The organism is Psychrobacter sp. 1Y4, assembly GCF_051847555.1.
Genome location: NZ_JBPYDE010000017.1, coordinates 1 through 16963 on the forward strand (window position 1 = coordinate 1; position 16963 = coordinate 16963).

The window sequence follows — 16963 nt, forward strand, 5'->3', positions numbered from 1 at the left end:
CTCGGGGGTGTAGTGTCGTGTTTTCATCGTTGTATTCTCTCAGAATGTTGAGTCTCCGACAATCCCGGGGCGGTTCATGATCGATTAACACCTTATCCGTATGCTCTACCCAGTAGCCTGTATACTGATTTATGGCAAGATTTGGGAATAGTGTCTGCTCAAAGCTATCTATAATCTCGAGCTTCTTTTTATCATTGAGTTTGTCTCCTTCACCATAGTCAAATGCTAGGACACCACTTGTATATATCTTTGCAAAATTTAATCCGTTGATAACTTCAGTTGTAACTTCAGGCTCGCCTTTCAGAACACGCGCGTATCTTCTATTATTATCTTTGCCTAGTAAATAATCTCTAACAGCTCGTCCACCGCTAGATTTTCGGTTATCCTTAGCTCCTCCTCTTCGATTAAAACTGACTAGCATAGCTTTTTACCTTCTCAACTTCCTCACGCAGCAAGACTACTTCTTGCCTCAATACTTCTTGTGACACACCAAAACCATAGGTATTAATCTGCTTTGTAAGCTGATTGATGTTGTTGCAAGCGCCAGCAAAAGCTCGCATAAATTCCGGATCGACTTTTGGAGTCAGTTTTCTACTTTTGGGTATATTTGCATTAATGCAAAAGTCACGCATAAAAGGGGCAAGTGGTTTGCCGTCTGCTTTCTGTTTTAATTGTAAAAACTCGTCAATAGTGACACGTATTTTTATCGACTTCTCTCTTATAGACGGTTTAGTTCTGATTAACTTAGCCATTTTAAAATTACTCCATTATCTGTGGCAGCCCTTACTCTTGACACCTACTCAACCTATAAGTACGTCACCCCATTAATATTTTTTCTAAATGATATTCATCATAATGATTCTTGTTGTTTTTTCTCGGTTGATCCATACCTATTAATGTCCTTCTTACGTTAGACATTACTTTTAATATTTTTCTTTTCATATCATCATCTACATCTATCTACCTCACTAGTCATAAGGTTAATTTCTTTGCTTTTGGGGTTAAGGGGTTTCCCCTTACAAGACGACAGTGCAGCCTCATAACGAAGTAGAGAGGGGGCGCTGTCTGTGCTTGCTATTGATGCTAAGAGAATAGAATATATAATGCGTGGGATATAAAAGATAGGCTTTGAACAAACACTTATAGCAAGCAGACATCGCTTTATACCCTCCAAACATCGGCATATAAATGAAAATATTTATACGCTTTATATGTTTAAAGAGAGTGTGTAAAACTTAAAATTATTTGTATTATTTATGTTCCTAAAGCATTATTTATATTTGATATGGTAATAATAGAGCATGTGATTAATGAAGTTTCTGTACTCTTTTTTTTTGCCGTCATAGTCGTTTCCAATACTGATAGTAAGTGTACTTGCAGCTGATAACGTTTAGTTAAATATAAGATATTCAAAGTTATTACTATGGATATACCAATTCAAAATTAATATACGAATGTCCATATACTACTGTCATAAAAACCCTTTGACACTGTACTTTAGTGCCTCTGTTTGCTACCTATCCTATTTTGACGTTCTATAAATTTATATTGTTAACAATGTATGATACTTATATTTTGTGCTTTTTCCTCACTCTATCTTTTTCTAAACTGACAAACTTAGTTTCTAGCTATTAACAAAGACCTTCTATCTGGCAATGCTGTCGGTACCAGACTACATATGCAGTATATCGGTCAAGATAATGATGACATATCACTGTCTGGCACGCTCTATCCAGAGATAACCAATGGTATTGTCTCATTAGATGAGTTGCGAGACATGGCAGCGACTGGTAAGACTTACGCGCTCATGAATGGCAAGGGTTACTATTACGGCATGTGCTATATCACTGACATCAGTGAGACTCAATCACACTTATTGTCAGACGGTACTGCTCGTAAAATTAGTTTTAGCTTAGCACTCAAGTTGGCAGATGATAGCGAGCGTGAGCAAGTGGCCATTTTAGACCAGGATTGAGCAGACGTATAACACACATTCAAATAACGTATAGACCCCTGTTCCACGTAAAAAATGTAAGAAGATAGAGGTGGAACACCCCCTAAGAGACGTTTTAAAGCTGATTTAACCTAGTCTTATCTAATCTTTGATAGGAACTTAAGTTATGACAGATTTATTTACTCTTGGACTGGAAATTATGCATCTTTGTGTCGAACACTATGGCTTACCTAAAACGCTCTTAGGTATCGCTTTTTTCATATCGTTGTTGATTATTTTATGGCAACTACCAGAACTTATCATTGCATGGAAAAGCTAACATGAACCTATTCAAACTTACGATTGAAGGCATTGATCGCACAGCGCAGGTTGAGAAGCGCCTGATTAGGCTATCGATTACAGACAAGCGTGGTATTGGAGCGGATGAGCTATCACTGACGCTATCTGATCATGATGCCGCGCTACCCTTGCCTACCAATAGTAACGAAATAAGGCTATGGCTCACAATGCCTGAAACTGGCGACATGATAGACAAAGGCACCTTTACTATTGACCAAGCAGAGCACAGCGACACACCTGACCAGTTGCAGATCCGCGCCAAGTCAGCCGATTTTAAGTCATCATTGAAGGTAAAGCGCAGTGACAGATATCATCAGCACAAGCTTGGTGAAATAGCTTCGAGTGTGGCCAAACGTCATGACCTGATATTATCAATTGATGCGACGGTAGTGGCGATGATGATAGATCATGTCGATCAGCACCGTGAGAGTGATATCAATCTATTGCCCAGGCTTTGTGATGACCATGATTTGATGTGTACGATTAAGGCGGGGTGGCTGATTACCAAACCGATTGCCAATGCAAGATCACCTTCAGGGGCGGCATTGGGAGAAGTTACTATCACTCGTCAGTCTAGTGACAGTCATCGCTATAGTCGCGCCGATCGTACCAGTGACTATGACGAGACGACAGCTAGCTATCATGATGATAAGACTAAGCATATTAGCGTCAAAGATGGTAAGTCCAAACCGATGGACGCCCTACCAAATGACAAATCTCATGTACTGACCAAACCGGCAAAATCAAGAAATGAGGCGGTATCAAAGGTAAAAGCGAGCGCGAACAAAAAAGCTCGCCAAGTGGCGAACTTTGATTTGACATTAGCAGTAGCGCGTCCTGATATTATTGCTGATAGCACTGCCACAGGGCGAGGTTTTCGACCGTACATTGAGGAGCATTGATGGACAGTCGTAGAAGTGACACATTACCTATCAGGTAGTGGTTGTAGTACTGGCATTAAATGTGAGACTAGGGTTTAAATTTAAAAAAAATTGTCTCTCTGCTCGAGTTTTTCACCTAGTTAGTGTATCATTCTAACGTAGAGGAGATATGAAATGAACATTGAAGCAGTTGACTTATTCTGTGGTATCGGCGGTCTAACAGCAGGTCTTATTAAGTCTGGTGTAGAGGTGAAAGCTGGCTATGACATAGAGCCTTCTTGTCAGTATGGCTATGAGTATAACAATGGTGCTAGCTTTATTCTCAAAGACGTGGCAGATGTCACAGCAGATGAAATTAATAGCTGGTACTCTCAAGGCGCTATCCGCCTATTAGCAGGCTGTGCGCCATGCCAACCATTTTCTACTTATAACCAAGGGAAAGATACTACTTTAGATAAAAAGTGGCCATTGCTCTACCACTTCATGAGATTGATCCAAGAGGTTCGCCCTGAACTGGTAACAATGGAAAATGTCCCTGATGTTACCAAACATAAGGTGTACCACGATTTTGTATCCAAGCTTGAAGAACTAGGATATAGCGTATCTGCCAATAAAGTTGATTGTGTACAGTATGGAATACCACAGACGCGTAAGCGTCACGTTTTATTGGCTAGCTTAATATCTAAAAATATTAAACTCATACCACCAACACATGATAAGCCTGTAACTGTAGGAGATGTGATTAAAAACTTGCCCGTATTATACGCTGGTAAACAGAGCCCGAAAGATGCGCTACATATATGCTCAAAATTAAGTGAATTGAATATGAAGCGTATTAAAGCTTCAAAGGCAGGTGGGACGTGGAAAGACTGGCCTGAAGAATTATTAGCGGCTTGCCATAAAAAAGAGTCAGGTAAATCTTATATTAGTGTTTATGGTCGTATGGAATGGGGTAAGCCTGCCCCAACGATGACCACCCAGTGCTATGGATTTGGGAATGGTCGCTTTGGACATCCATCACAGCATCGAGCTATATCATTACGTGAAGCGGCAATCTTCCAGACTTTTCCAGAAGATTACCAGTTTTGTAAAGGTGATTTTCACATCAAATCTATCGGTAAGATGATTGGTAACGCTGTTCCTGTCAGGTTAGGCGAAGTAGTTGGAATCAGCTTACTGAGAAGCGCGTAAGTACTTTTGACGGGTTAGAAAGTTATTCAACCCGTTAAATACACCCATCAGCACAGCCTCGACGCTTTTCAAGTTATCATCAATCGTATCAACAGGCATGTTTTGTCCACATTGTGCGAAAGACTCTGACCCATGAGCCAAGGAGTTACGCTTTTGCTTAATAGCTTTTATAACTTCAGTATTCCATAACAAAGGTGTGTCATTATATCGATAAGGTAAAACACTAATACCATATTTTCTACAATATTTCTCTATTACACCACAATCAATATTACCGCTAAAAAGCTTTCTTTTATCATATCCTAAGTCTAACAATCTTTCTCTAATGTCTCCATTATCTCTAGAAAATTCTGATACTTTTTCTTCAGTCAATCCTTTACTAAAAGACTGTAGAATTACTTTATGTAGTTTTTCTGATAGGTCTAGCAGACTATGCCCTTCTTCTTTTATAGTTTCATGTATCGCATCAATAGATTCACTCATTGTCGATTCCATTAAGTTATACAATAAAAGATATGTTGAAGCTCTTAATGTTTTTTGCAGTTCCCTATCTATAGGGTAAGAAGGAAAAGTGGGATGATATCCATTTTGATTGATATGATGCTCATTGATTACACTTGGAGAAGTTATGTCTGCTAATTCTTTTACAAAAAGAACGTAATTTTTTACTTCTTGAAGCCTTATCTCAAAGTTTTCATAGGCAAACTGGAGATTTGCATTACTAATTTGCATCTACTCCACCTCATCTTCCAAACTCACTTCATCCCCTAACAGCTTATTTTTCACAAACTCTATTCTCTTCTTAATTTTTGGTCTAGAGTTACTAGCATCTGAACGTATCATCGCTAAAAAATCCGGATCTTCATACGCCCAGTAATTATCAGTTGGAGAAATACTAGAGTCCTCCGCAAGCGCTAAACTTGATCCAACAGACATGGCTTCAAAACGAATCCTAGATACTGATTTTGAAGTAGCAGATTTTCTAAAGCCGTTAGGAAAATATTTTTGAACAAACTCCAGCATATTTAAGAATTCTTTTTCTAACTCATTTTTTTTATTACTATCGAATCTCTGATCCATATCACCAATATAGTCATCTAAGAAACCAAGGACACTATTATCCTTTGTTCCATCTGTTCTTTGCCCAAAGTCTAGATATCTATCTCTATAAGCAAAGAACCTTAAAACATATTCTGTTCTTTCGCGTCTTTTTACTTTAGATTCTGGCATTGGCGTCATAGTAAGGAATTTTTCATCTGAAGCAAGCCGTCTAATGAAATCTATAAAAGCACTATCTTTTGTGCCTATCCATTTCTCCATATCAGTAAGCTTAGTCCCGCCGCTATTTAAGCGATCGAACATTAAACGTCTTGCATCTTCATCAACGTTTTGAAGTTCAATCATTCTAACAGTACTACGCTTAAAACGTTTTTGTCTGACAGGAGGTAGGTCACTAAATATACTACCTTCTAAAATTTTAAGACGTTCCATACCAATTAAAGTTAGCTTATCATTTAAATATGCATAGATGGTTTGAATTCTTTGTGCACCATCAATTACTTCTACATTACCTTCAGTGTACGGGTCTTCATCTTCATCAATGTCGGCAACGAATAGATAGGGGATAGGTAATCCTATAAGTAAAGATTCAATGAACAAAGATTTTTGCTTTTCAGTCCACACAAATTCTCTTTGATAATCAGGTATAAATATTTCAGGGTCTTGTTGTGATGGATTAAATTTCTCAGATATAACTTCAATAGGATATTCCCTGATATCAAAATCAAACTGCTTTTGGTTGTTTTTTATTTCTGCTTCAGCTTCTATGACGTCTATTTTACTAAATAGTTGGTTTTGATATGGCATGGTTATATTTCCTTTTACACATGAAAATTAATTTTGTGTATAACTAAAGTTATTATCTAAAAGTCCTAACCATTATATTTGGCGACCGTGACTTCCCAAAGCTGACTTTCATCATCAAGTTCATCAGATAACTCATTTACATTAAATAAAGGGCGCAGCTATGCATAACTGGTACTACCTTCACCGTCGTTCACTATAGTCAGTAATTGCTCACCCTCGTAATCTCCGCCGCACTGTTTGATTAAACTTGCTTAGACATCATTCCCAATGAAAGTGGCGTTTGGTTTGTTTTTTAACGGCATATGTATCTGCGGTACGGATACCATTATTAACAGTATATTGCCAATTTTCACTAGTTGCAGCTAACGGTCCATCAACTGTAGTACTGGCTATATCATTAATTCTTCTAACAACGCACCTGAACCTCTTTGATTTTAGATAACTTTACAATAGTTAATGAAAATTATTTGCAAAGTAGATGGTGTAACATTGTTCATACTTAGTTCCAAAAAATGCAATATTGAAGGAGATTACTGCGAACGAGCTAATTGGCTTGTAGATTTATGGCCATTTATTTCGAGAATCGTTAGCCAAATATTCAGGATAAATTTTAATCCTTTTGTTATGACTACTTCGAAGTAGATACAATTAGAGCCATCTGTACAATATCCTTCAACGTGTAATCCTCGTTACTTGTAGCCCCCGCTTTTTGGAATGTGTCTTCAACACGAATTAATCTTTCTAAAGCTTCGTCATAACGAGTTTCATCTCTATTTGGCAATAAACGTCTACCAAAAGATGGTTTTTCGTCACCTCTAACAACGCTGTCTAGATCATTAGCCCAGTCACGCAACGTATCTCCTGTCAATATATACATAATATCAAAACCCATATATATGAGCCTAGATAATAGAGAGGCTGGTATATCTCTTTTACCTGATTCATAGTTACGATAAGTATTAGGATGTATATCCAACTTAGAGCATACATCTAAACTCTTAAGGTTTAAACGTACCCTTTCAAGCTCAATTCTTTTGCCTATCTCTTCTAAACTAGCATTTATCATAAAAGACACTTATTTAATCGATGAAACACTTGTATGTGTAACACATTTGTATTAATATGAACTCAATCGAGTAAAACACTTCATTTAAACACACTATTAATTATAGGATATCTCAATATGCTTACTACTGCATTAACTTCTACTATCAAAGGTCAACTACAAAAGTCTAAGCGGATTTCAGTTCCCATTCGTCTACAAGTAGATGACCATAATGAGCTTAAACATCTAGCGGATATACAACAGAGATCCATGAGCTTTGTTGCTATGAGACGTTATTTAGTCGGTCGTGATCAAGAACTACTAAATAGTGAAACCTATATTAACAGTAGTGATTTAAACATCAAGAAAGGAGTGAAAAATGTTAAATAATATCGACCTCTATCCAACTCTTCATGAACAAAAACTACTACAACAAAAAGCTGCTCAACACAATATGAGCGTCACAGAATTTATTGCGGCAGTAATACGTAAAGCTATAAGCGACAAAGACGACAAAGACGACACAGACGACACAGACGACACAGACGACTCTCAGCGCATCAATAATTGATTATTAATAAATAATAAATATAACTGCTGAAAATCTCTTATATAACCACTTCAAGTCAGTTTCTATCGAGTAACTAAATGAAAGCTATGAACTCACAAGTTCGGGACGAGCTAATAACTCGTCTCACAGGGAATTTTGCGCTCAAATTTTCCTCAGATGGGCAATATCTACGTTATGGAAAATGCCCTTCATGCAATAAAAATGAGCTATTCACTGACTCTTATGCACCTTGGAATATAAAATGCGGCCGCGCCAATAAGTGCAGTTACCAAGCATCCACTCGTGACATCTACCCAGATATATTCGCCAATTGGACGCAGAAAAACCCGCCAACGCCCAGTAACCCGAACGCTACTGCCGACGCTTACCTACAAACGGGGCGTGGTTTTGATATCGTCAAATGGCAAGGCAGCTATACCCAAGAAGTGTTCAAAGACTTTTATTCTGATTTTACTTGCCCCACGGTACGTTTCAACATCACTAGCGAAGGTCAGATAGCAGGTTACTGGGAACGATTAATCGAACCTGCTACCAACATCAAAAAAGCACGCGTACAAACAGGCTTTAAATTCAAAGGACTTGCTTGGCTACCGCCGAAGCTGAATTTGCAGCATGGTGTCTGGGCATATGTAAAAGAGCTCTGGGTTAATGAAGGCATTTTTGATGCGATGGCATTGACCGAGAACGGCAAACACGCTATCAGCAATATTACCGCTGGAAACTATCCCAAGACTACGTTAGATCAGATAAAAGCTCGCCTAAACGAACTGGGTAAGCCTTATCCAAAGCTAATCTTTGGTTTAGATAATGACAAAGCAGGTCAAGAACACACGGATAAGTTAGTCGCTCGTGCCCATCAAGATGGCTGGGAGGCTAGCGCCGTGCAGTCAAGCGAGGATAGCGGCGGTCCTGACTGGAACGACTTGCATAAGCTTGGCAAACTTACCAATGCCGACTTCGAACGCTATCGTTTCTATGGGGAGCTACTGATTGCCCATACTGCAAAAGACAAGGCCTTGCTCACTTATAACCAATACGGCACTACTAGCTTTTATATGTTTTTTAATAGCTGCACCTATTGGGTAAAAGTAGACAGTGAAAGCTTTGATAAAGCCAAGCAAATGGACGCTGAAAGCGAACCGACTGAGGATCTATTCCATACTGAAGAGGAATTAAAAGAAGCTATACAGCTCTGGCATGACGACCTAATGCATTCCTGTATGACAGTCACCCAAATCATGAACTGCCAGCCACAGGCGCTCTACTATCAGTCGAATCTTGTCACTGATGAAAGCTGGTACTTCTTTCGCATCCGTACACCGCAGGGCGACTCCAAAAACACCTTTACTGGTAGCCAGCTATCTGCAGCTGGCGAATTCAAAAAACGCCTATTATCTGTCGCACCTGGTGTCATCTATCAGGGCAATTCAAAGCAGCTCGACATTATGTTAGGACGTATGATCAGTGGCATTAAGTCTGTGGAGACTATCGATTTCATTGGTTATAGCAAAGACCACCAGACATACATTTTTAATGATATCGCCATTCGCCACGGTCAGAGCTACCCGCTCAATGCCGATGATTATTTTGACTTACCAAATAATAAGAGTCTAAAAACATTAGCGGTCAGTCCAAAAATCAAAATCGGAGACCCTCCCAAAGACCCAGAAAACTGGCTAGCTGACATCATATCTGGCTGGGGTGTTCAGGGTGTTATTAGTCTGGTCGGCTTCACAGGTAGTCTATTCGCCCAGCAAATACGCGATCGTCAAAAGTCCTTTCCATTTTTAGAGATCGTTGGCGAACCTGGTACCGGTAAATCGACATTACTCAGCTTTTTTTGGCGTCTCATTGGTCGTGATAGCTATGAAGGTATTGACCCCAATAAAACAACCAAGGCTGGTCGTCTCCGTTCATTGTCACAAACATCCAATATGCCCAGCGTATTTATCGAGTCTGACCGCGATGGAGCTGGCACTGGACGCAATAGCCAGTTCAACTGGGATGAACTAAAGAACTTATATGATGGCGGCACCATTGGTACACGTGGCGTTAAGTCCGCAGGCAACGAAGTATATGAGCCACCATTCCGTGGCACTATCATCATTAGCCAAAATTTACCCGTTGTAGCGTCCAAAGCTATACTAAGTCGTATCTGTCATATGTTTTTTACATTAGAACATCAGACTCTCGACTCGGAAGCAGCAGCACGTCGTATTGAAAGCTTGCAAACTGAAGATATAAGTCATTTTTTAGTCGATATTCTTAAACTAGAAGAGAAAATTCTTGAGACTTTTTTTAAAACGAAAATTGAACATGAACTTTGGTTAAAAGATAAAGGGATTAAAACGTTTCGGGTGGCACATTGTCACGCACAGTTATTAGCTCTGTTTGACGCTTTCAAAACTCACCTACTTCCTAGTCTTCTCTCTATTGAAGATTCTATGAAAGAAGAAGTATTCAGTATGGCAAAAGAGCGTGACCGGACTTTAGATATCGAGCATCCACTCAATATTCAGTTTTTTGATGTTCTAGATAAGCTTAATACACCGCCACAATTAATGGAGGGCAATCATATATTACGCAGATTACATCTCAACCACAGTAAAAAAAATGACCTATTGGCAATCAGTATGCCAGAAGTATATCGGCTAGCAAATGAGCAGCGATATAACCTTCCACCACAGAGCGAAATGCAACAAGCTCTAAAACAGTCTAGAGAGTATAAGTTTATTGCAGCTAACAAAGTTGTAGATTCAAAAAACATCAATCGAAGTATCCGATGTTGGGTGTTCGAGCAATCTAAAACTCAACCAATCAACTAACCAAACTCCACCAACAAGTGAGTCAATATGTCAGCAGGTATCGAAAAACTAAAGACTAGTATAAGAGTATGGTGGCGTATTGATGGCACTCGCTATCGTGAGACGCTAAAAGACACTTCACCTACCCCAGCTAACATTGAATATGCTAAAGGTATAGCTGATCTTATTGATAAACAAATAAAGAAGGAGGTTTTTGATCGAGATCAGATGTTTCCAGATTCAGAAAAAAAGAAAAGTTCATATTTTGAATACTATATTCAACTTTGGTTAGATACAGCAGAATCTACAGTCGCGCCATCATCGTGGAGTTCATACGTCAGCAAAGTTGAAAATCATATCAAGCCTTATTGGCAACGTAAAGTAATCGCTAAGATTAAAGCAGAGGATGTCGAACGCTGGGTTTACAAGACTCTAATGCAGTCGCTAAGTCCAAAGACTATAAAAGATATTTTAGGGCTATTTCAGACTATTTGGACATACTGGGCGCGTGATCAAAAAAATGCTAATGATCCAACACAGTATATTAAGCTTGGTGTACGTGATAGCGATGACATTAATCCTTTTACCAAGCAAGAAATCACTACTATTTTAGCTATGGAAACACAGCCTATACTACGTAATATCTGGACTGTAATGATTTGGTCAGGACTATCCACTCATGAGCTAATGCCATTAGCGATAGAAGATTTAGATCTAGCGCAGGGGTGCGCCTATATAAAAAGAGGTTTCGTCAAAGGCGCTTACAGAGTCACCAAGAATCGCCGACGCAAACGCCAAATCGAACTACTTCCTATTGTTGTTGAGGCACTTCTCGATCAGATAAATATTATAAGAGAAAATAAGATGGTCAGACTTAAAGTATTAGACCGTGACAACCGTACATATCGGAGTGAAGAACTAACGTTTCTATGGCCTAACCCTAATACAACTAGCCATTACACTTATTCTCAGCTTGAAAAACGTTGGAAAGCCCATCTTTCTAGATGCAAGGTCGAATATAGGTCATTAAATACTGGTCGGCATACATACGCCAGTCAAGTACTATCTACTGGCGTCGTTACTGCAGAATGGTTAGCCAATCAGCTGGGCCATGCTAATACAAATATGATCCACAAGCACTATGGGAAATTTATTCCTGAAGACTCTAAGCACATTATTAGTAGACTATCACAAGCGCTCTCAAACGAAATATTTGACGCTTGATTCTCTTTATTTATCCAAATAAAAACAAGAACATAATATTTTTTACAGAATACTATAGTCGATTCACTATAAAATAAATACAGCGATACTGAATGTATTTTGCGTAGTCTCTGTCTACGCAGGCACAGCAAGCAAGGAAAATGTATGCCTGTATCGCATTGTTACATTTGTATCTTTTTTATTTAGGACTGACTATAGTACCTTTAAGCTAATACTATAGTGTGGTCTTACTAATGACGTAATTGGCTATATGTAAATCTTAAATATAGGATTACTATGACCGCCTTCCAATTGGAAAGCCCTCATCGTCACGGATCACCTTGTCACCATGCATAGAAAGCATCTTGCCTCTATAACGCACCATTCGAGGCTGAAAATAGCATACATCTGCCTCTTTAACCTCTTTCATAATATCAGCAAGTTCAATCTTAGTACCAATATATACATAGCCGTACATATCACCATACCAAGCCATTAAAACTTCATAGAATTCATTGTCTGGTGTTGTGTCACGGTAAATACGACCCTGCTCATCGTCGACGTCTACCTCATTCCAAGTCTGCTCAATCAGCTCCTTATCTTCACTAATTAAATTTTCAATTTGACCAAAGGTATCACCAAGTATAATTGAGCAATCGTCTTTATTAATGTCATCCATAACATCTTTATGTTCATAAAAAATAATTGTACCTTCCTGATAAGCTTTATCAAAAAGCTCTTGTTTTGCAAACATCCTATCGACAGCATCTTTACCAATACTCATAACCATTCCTAAATTAATTGCTTAGAAAAACCTCTGCTATCTAGTGATGACTAATTCTTCTAGATTAGACTGTAATACTATTTTATTGAACCTAGCTTAAGTTTGAAGCTTTTTCAAAAGCTATGGCAATGTTCATAACAGAATTAGGTAAGTAGAAAACTACTCAACTAATATTAATAGATATTAAATTATAATATAAGAACAAATAAAGATATATTTGATGCAATTCATGTAATTCATGTAATTTTACAACCTACTCATCTATAGCCCTCTAAATACAAGAGATTATAGATTACTTTATATAAGTAACTTTAAGTAACTTCTCTTACAATACAAACATAACCACATGATTTTGTTAATAAAAAATATTATATAAAAATTACCCATTACCTATGTATTCACATACTGCTAGCTTACCTAGAAATTACAAAATATTGTCTTTAAAATCAATAGCCTTACGTATATTACATGATTCTCATATCATCCCTAAAATTATAAAAACCTTCAAAACCATGCCTTAACTACTAGCAAATTTTTATATATGAAATCTTATCATGGGCTATTCATGGGCTACGACCTCCCTACGAATAAAACCTTAAGTTATTGATATATATGCGTTATTTAAAATAATAAAATCAATATAATTGAAGTAGTGAATTCGAGTCTCTCCAGCCCCACCATTTTCGGATAGTACATCTTAGACCAAATATTAAAACCTGCTTTTTAGCAGGTTTTTTTGTGTCTGCGATTTTATTTTTGACTTAAACACGTTCCAAATCTTCTAACACCTCCTCCATACTCTCATACCGTTTCTCTACTCGCTTCGCCAAAGCCTTATTAATGATTCTTTGATAGCGCTGATACTCTAGCGGTAAGGTTGAAATAGACTGCTGGCAATGCTGAATCGCCCACTCTTTTAGTGGCTCACTACGCTGATTATCGATTTTAAACGGTCGCTCGCCTGTCAATATCTCGTACAGTATTATTCCAAAGGCGTAGATATCGCTTTGCACTGTTGCGCCCTGCCCTTGCCAACGTTCTGGTGCAAGATAAGCTGGCGTGCCGGCAGGGTTTGCTACGCTGGGTCTGTAAATATTCTCTGCTAAGGCAAAATCGGTCAATCGTAAATTAGGCACTATGCCGCTATTATCCGCACTATTCGGCAAAAAATCATCTAGCAAAATATTACTCGGTTTAATATCATTATGCAGCCAACCAGCTTTATGAATATTCGCTATTAAATGCGCAACCTGCTTTATGATTTGCTGTTTTCTCTCATTGTTTAATAATGGGTAATTCTTATTGCTTAACTGCGGCGCCAAGCTACCATTCTCGTAGTAAGGCATAGCAAGGAGATTAAGCTGCCATCTTTGCTCTGCGATTTCCACATATACGGTTTCGAAAGCTAATACTGGTGGTACTATAGTTTGAAGAGTATTCTGAGTCCCAGTTGACCGAGAATGGCTCACAGCTGTTAAGACCGCAACTTCACGTTGTAAGGTAGACAACGCATGATTACTATCGTGACTAAGCTCCCACTTAATCATGATACGACCAAATTTCAAATGGCACGCATGCGTTAGCCCTTGATAGCTAATTGCTCTGACATGATGCTTTTGGTCATTGTTTTGCTGACTAATACGTTGATGCGCTATCTCATAATAGCCTAGTTTTGTTAGCACATTACTCACTTCTGGCAATAGCTCTTCCGCTTGCCTACGCAAGGTTTGCGTTATCGCTTGTATTGTAGGCGGATTGCTGGCACTATTTTTCATGGTATCACTCAGCCCTTCTAAAACCATTATAAAATAAATGAAACGTAACCTTAATTATTAGAGTCATTATGTCCCAACCAACCAATCCATCTACTGATAAACCGTCCACTGATTACGCCCTACCTGCCCCTTTATTGGACTTATTAAGTCAATATTTAGCAGAGCACGTGACCCCTACTATCAAAATTGATCCTGCACAGCTGGCGTATCGCTGGGTTGGTGGACGCACCGGACATTTAGAACCGTTAGCCGTTAACTTATTTTTGAGTTTGGATGACTTGCATGGTATCGACACCCAAAAGTCAAAACTGGTACAAAACACGCGCCAATTTCTTAAAGGCTATCCAGCCAATCACGTATTGATGACTGGGACACGCGGCGCAGGTAAATCATCACTGATTCGAGCGTTACTGCAAGCCTATCATAGCGAAGGCTTACGCGTTATTGAGATTGCTCGCGATGATTTGTTGGTATTAGACAAGATTCGCGCAGCCATTAACGAGCTACCAGCTGATTGTGGTAGTCGCTATGTGGTGTACTGTGATGATCTCGCGTTTAACGGTCAAGATGAAAGCTATCGTACGTTAAAAAGTGTATTGGATGGTTCGCTCGATTCTGAGCAAGATAAGCTATTGGTGTATGCGACTAGTAATCGTCGACATCTATTGCCACAATTGATGAAAGACAACGTCAATATTTACGATGGAAATACCGATGAGGTCAACCCTTACGAAACCATTGACGAGACCGTATCGCTATCTGATCGCTTTGGTTTGTGGTTATCATTCTATCCAATGAATCAGCATACGTATTTGCAAATTGTTCAGCATTATTTAAGCTTGCAGCCAGTACAAATTACTAGCGATGTTATGAATGCTAATAGTGATAACAATAGTAATGATAAAGCGGTTGACGGAGAGCTTAATAAGGAACTCAATGAGACCATTAGAGCGGCGGCACTGCGTTGGGCATCAGAGCGTGGCGGACGTTCGGGACGCGTCGCTTATCAGTTTAGTCGTTACTGGATAGGACAATCCCAATTGGCTTCTGCAGATAGTCAGTCTTAACCCATTTGCTGTCGCGTGCAGTTCCTACATACTGCACGCGGCTGTCTGCTTGACCTTCAACTACTTCTACTGCACCATCTACCCTATATTGCGCAAAATCTGCCGCTAACCATAAGTTGCCGTGATAAACGCTTTTTGCATCTAAGCGGATATGCGCCATATTAGGCATCGTGCTATCTAGATTATCGAAACGCTGATAACGAGCACTAAAATGCGTCAAAATGAGATTAGGTAGACCAATATCTTGAGCAAACTTGCCAACTCGCTGCGCACTACTATGCATGGGGGCAAAATCTGGATTTTTAGCTTGAATCTTGGTTAAGACTTCATTGGTATAAGTCGCCTCATGTACCAATAAATCGGTATCTTGTAGCGCAGAAGCTAAAAGACTTGGCGTATCGTTATCACCAGCCACTACAACCCTTGTACGTTGCTCGTCGTTATCGACGTAATCTGCTGCGCGTAGCTGCTTACCGTCCTCGGTTATAACATCTTCACCTTGCTGCAACTTCCCCCACAACTTACTAGCTGGAATACAAGCTGCTAGCAACTTGTCGGTATTGAGCGTGCGACGACTGATAGTCTGAGTGATACCAAAACCATAGGATGGCACGCGGTGTGATAGAGGATAGATATCTATCGTTAGCTGTTGCTGCTTGTCTAAGCTAATATTTACCTGACCTTTATTTTCATTATCTGGCTGAGACTGCAATTCTTCAATCGCCATAAAATCGATGGCAAATGGCAAATGTAACTCAGTAGCTAGTATTACAGCATCTAATAGTTTGCTAATGGCTTTGGGTGCGATAAGAATCAGCGGCGCGGCACGTCCTGACATGGCAGCACTAGCGAGCAATCCTGGCAAACCATAGCAATGATCGCCATGCACATGAGTAATACAAATAGCGGTAAGCTGATGCAGTGATAGTTTGGTATGGAGCAGTTGCTGCTGTGTACCTTCACCGCAATCAATGAGTAACCATGAACGCGATTTTTTACTCTGCTGTTGATTAGATCCTGACAGATAAGGATTAAGGCACTCAATCGCCAGCGCTGTTACGTTGCGCTGCTTGGTCGGCACACCAGCTGATGTTCCTAAAAAAGTTAGTTGCAGCATAAGTCGTCGTTATCGCAAAATTTATTCATATTCAAAGAGTTTACGACAATTTACAAAGAATGGTTTTATCACCCTCAACGATTTGACCACCACTAGCAAAGCATTGATTGACCATGCTAGATTCGTGCGACTTCCAACCTCCATAGAAGCTTGCTATACATAATAAAACGACTAATATCTTTTGCGACCACGCCTTAACAGTTACTTGCTGAGAAGCAAGCTGCTGCTGTGCCAGCTGATCCTTATCGGAACTAGAGGGTTTATTCAAGTTATTAGAGTCTGTCATTGTCTTACCTTTTAGAGGACTATTTATTGATGGGACATATTGAACTTAACATGCCCCAAACGCAATCAACATAGCAGTAG

At 39.2% G+C, this 16963-nt stretch carries 17 protein-coding genes and 1 pseudogene; 9 read left to right on the forward strand and 9 right to left on the reverse strand.

Annotated elements, in window-relative coordinates; genetic code table 11:
• Positions 1-421, reverse strand: a pseudogene (locus ACS8FC_RS12615) (hypothetical protein); the annotation flags it as partial.
• Positions 405-752: a plasmid mobilization relaxosome protein MobC gene (mobC, locus tag ACS8FC_RS12620; protein ID WP_439297049.1), complete on the reverse strand. Its 348-nt coding sequence runs from the start codon at positions 750-752 to the stop codon at positions 405-407. The pseudogene ACS8FC_RS12615 and the gene mobC, both read right to left, overlap by 17 nt.
• Before the next feature lie 878 nt (positions 753-1630).
• On the opposite strand from mobC, the gene ACS8FC_RS12625 reads away from it, so the two are divergent.
• The 4 genes from ACS8FC_RS12625 to ACS8FC_RS12640 all read left to right on the forward strand — a co-directional run bounded on the left by ACS8FC_RS12625 (position 1631) and on the right by ACS8FC_RS12640 (position 4365).
• Entirely contained in the window at positions 1631-1975 is a 345-nt protein-coding gene (locus tag ACS8FC_RS12625; RefSeq protein ID WP_439297069.1) for a phage tail protein, read from the forward strand.
• 145 nt (positions 1976-2120) lie between these two features.
• Positions 2121-2273 (forward strand): hypothetical protein, encoded by a 153-nt coding sequence (locus tag ACS8FC_RS12630; protein ID WP_180958139.1) that lies wholly within the window; start codon positions 2121-2123, stop codon positions 2271-2273.
• A 1-nt stretch (position 2274) separates the two neighbouring features.
• On the forward strand, positions 2275-3195 hold the full coding sequence (locus tag ACS8FC_RS12635) for a contractile injection system protein, VgrG/Pvc8 family (protein ID WP_439297050.1): 921 nt from the start codon (positions 2275-2277) through the stop codon (positions 3193-3195).
• Positions 3196-3348: 153 nt separating this feature from the next.
• Positions 3349-4365 (forward strand): DNA cytosine methyltransferase, encoded by a 1017-nt coding sequence (locus ACS8FC_RS12640; RefSeq protein WP_439297051.1) that lies wholly within the window; start codon positions 3349-3351, stop codon positions 4363-4365.
• Here ACS8FC_RS12640 and ACS8FC_RS12645 read toward each other — a convergent pair.
• The 3 genes from ACS8FC_RS12645 to ACS8FC_RS12655 all read right to left on the reverse strand — a co-directional run bounded on the left by ACS8FC_RS12645 (position 4348) and on the right by ACS8FC_RS12655 (position 7297).
• Positions 4348-5097: an MAE_28990/MAE_18760 family HEPN-like nuclease gene (locus ACS8FC_RS12645; RefSeq protein ID WP_439297052.1), complete on the reverse strand. Its 750-nt coding sequence runs from the start codon at positions 5095-5097 to the stop codon at positions 4348-4350. The genes ACS8FC_RS12640 and ACS8FC_RS12645 overlap by 18 nt on opposite strands.
• Positions 5098-6231: a DUF262 domain-containing protein gene (locus ACS8FC_RS12650; RefSeq protein ID WP_439297053.1), complete on the reverse strand. Its 1134-nt coding sequence runs from the start codon at positions 6229-6231 to the stop codon at positions 5098-5100.
• A gap of 628 nt (positions 6232-6859) precedes the next feature.
• Positions 6860-7297 (reverse strand): helix-turn-helix domain-containing protein, encoded by a 438-nt coding sequence (locus ACS8FC_RS12655; RefSeq protein ID WP_439297054.1) that lies wholly within the window; start codon positions 7295-7297, stop codon positions 6860-6862.
• Positions 7298-7414: 117 nt separating this feature from the next.
• Between ACS8FC_RS12655 and ACS8FC_RS12660 the strand changes: the two genes are divergently transcribed.
• The 4 genes from ACS8FC_RS12660 (at position 7415) to ACS8FC_RS12675 (ending at position 11875) form a co-directional block, all read left to right on the forward strand.
• Positions 7415-7666: a hypothetical protein gene (locus tag ACS8FC_RS12660; protein ID WP_439297055.1), complete on the forward strand. Its 252-nt coding sequence runs from the start codon at positions 7415-7417 to the stop codon at positions 7664-7666.
• On the forward strand, positions 7656-7847 hold the full coding sequence (locus ACS8FC_RS12665) for a hypothetical protein (RefSeq protein WP_439297056.1): 192 nt from the start codon (positions 7656-7658) through the stop codon (positions 7845-7847). Before ACS8FC_RS12660 ends, ACS8FC_RS12665 begins: the two co-directional genes overlap by 11 nt.
• Before the next feature lie 77 nt (positions 7848-7924).
• Positions 7925-10672, forward strand: coding sequence for a toprim domain-containing protein (locus tag ACS8FC_RS12670; RefSeq protein WP_439297057.1), 2748 nt, complete (start codon positions 7925-7927; stop codon positions 10670-10672).
• Positions 10673-10699: 27 nt separating this feature from the next.
• The gene (locus tag ACS8FC_RS12675; protein WP_439297058.1) at positions 10700-11875 is read left to right on the forward strand and encodes an Arm DNA-binding domain-containing protein; all 1176 of its coding nucleotides are present in this window, start codon (positions 10700-10702) and stop codon (positions 11873-11875) included.
• Between the two features lie 274 nt (positions 11876-12149).
• Here ACS8FC_RS12675 and ACS8FC_RS12680 read toward each other — a convergent pair whose 3' ends face one another.
• Both ACS8FC_RS12680 and ACS8FC_RS12685 read right to left on the reverse strand, forming a co-directional pair.
• Complete coding sequence (locus ACS8FC_RS12680) at positions 12150-12638, reverse strand: hypothetical protein (RefSeq protein WP_439297059.1); 489 nt, start codon at positions 12636-12638, stop codon at positions 12150-12152.
• 761 nt (positions 12639-13399) lie between these two features.
• The gene (locus tag ACS8FC_RS12685) at positions 13400-14413 is read right to left on the reverse strand and encodes a serine/threonine-protein kinase (protein WP_439297060.1); all 1014 of its coding nucleotides are present in this window, start codon (positions 14411-14413) and stop codon (positions 13400-13402) included.
• A 68-nt stretch (positions 14414-14481) separates the two neighbouring features.
• Between ACS8FC_RS12685 and ACS8FC_RS12690 the strand changes: the two genes are divergently transcribed.
• Positions 14482-15480: an ATP-binding protein gene (locus tag ACS8FC_RS12690; RefSeq protein ID WP_439297061.1), complete on the forward strand. Its 999-nt coding sequence runs from the start codon at positions 14482-14484 to the stop codon at positions 15478-15480.
• Here the strand turns inward: ACS8FC_RS12690 and ACS8FC_RS12695 are convergent.
• Together ACS8FC_RS12695 and ACS8FC_RS12700 are read right to left on the reverse strand one after the other, a co-directional pair.
• Entirely contained in the window at positions 15425-16597 is a 1173-nt protein-coding gene (locus ACS8FC_RS12695; RefSeq protein WP_439297062.1) for a ribonuclease Z, read from the reverse strand. The genes ACS8FC_RS12690 and ACS8FC_RS12695 overlap by 56 nt on opposite strands.
• Before the next feature lie 40 nt (positions 16598-16637).
• Positions 16638-16883 (reverse strand): hypothetical protein, encoded by a 246-nt coding sequence (locus ACS8FC_RS12700; protein WP_439297063.1) that lies wholly within the window; start codon positions 16881-16883, stop codon positions 16638-16640.
• Positions 16884-16963 lie beyond the last annotated feature (80 nt).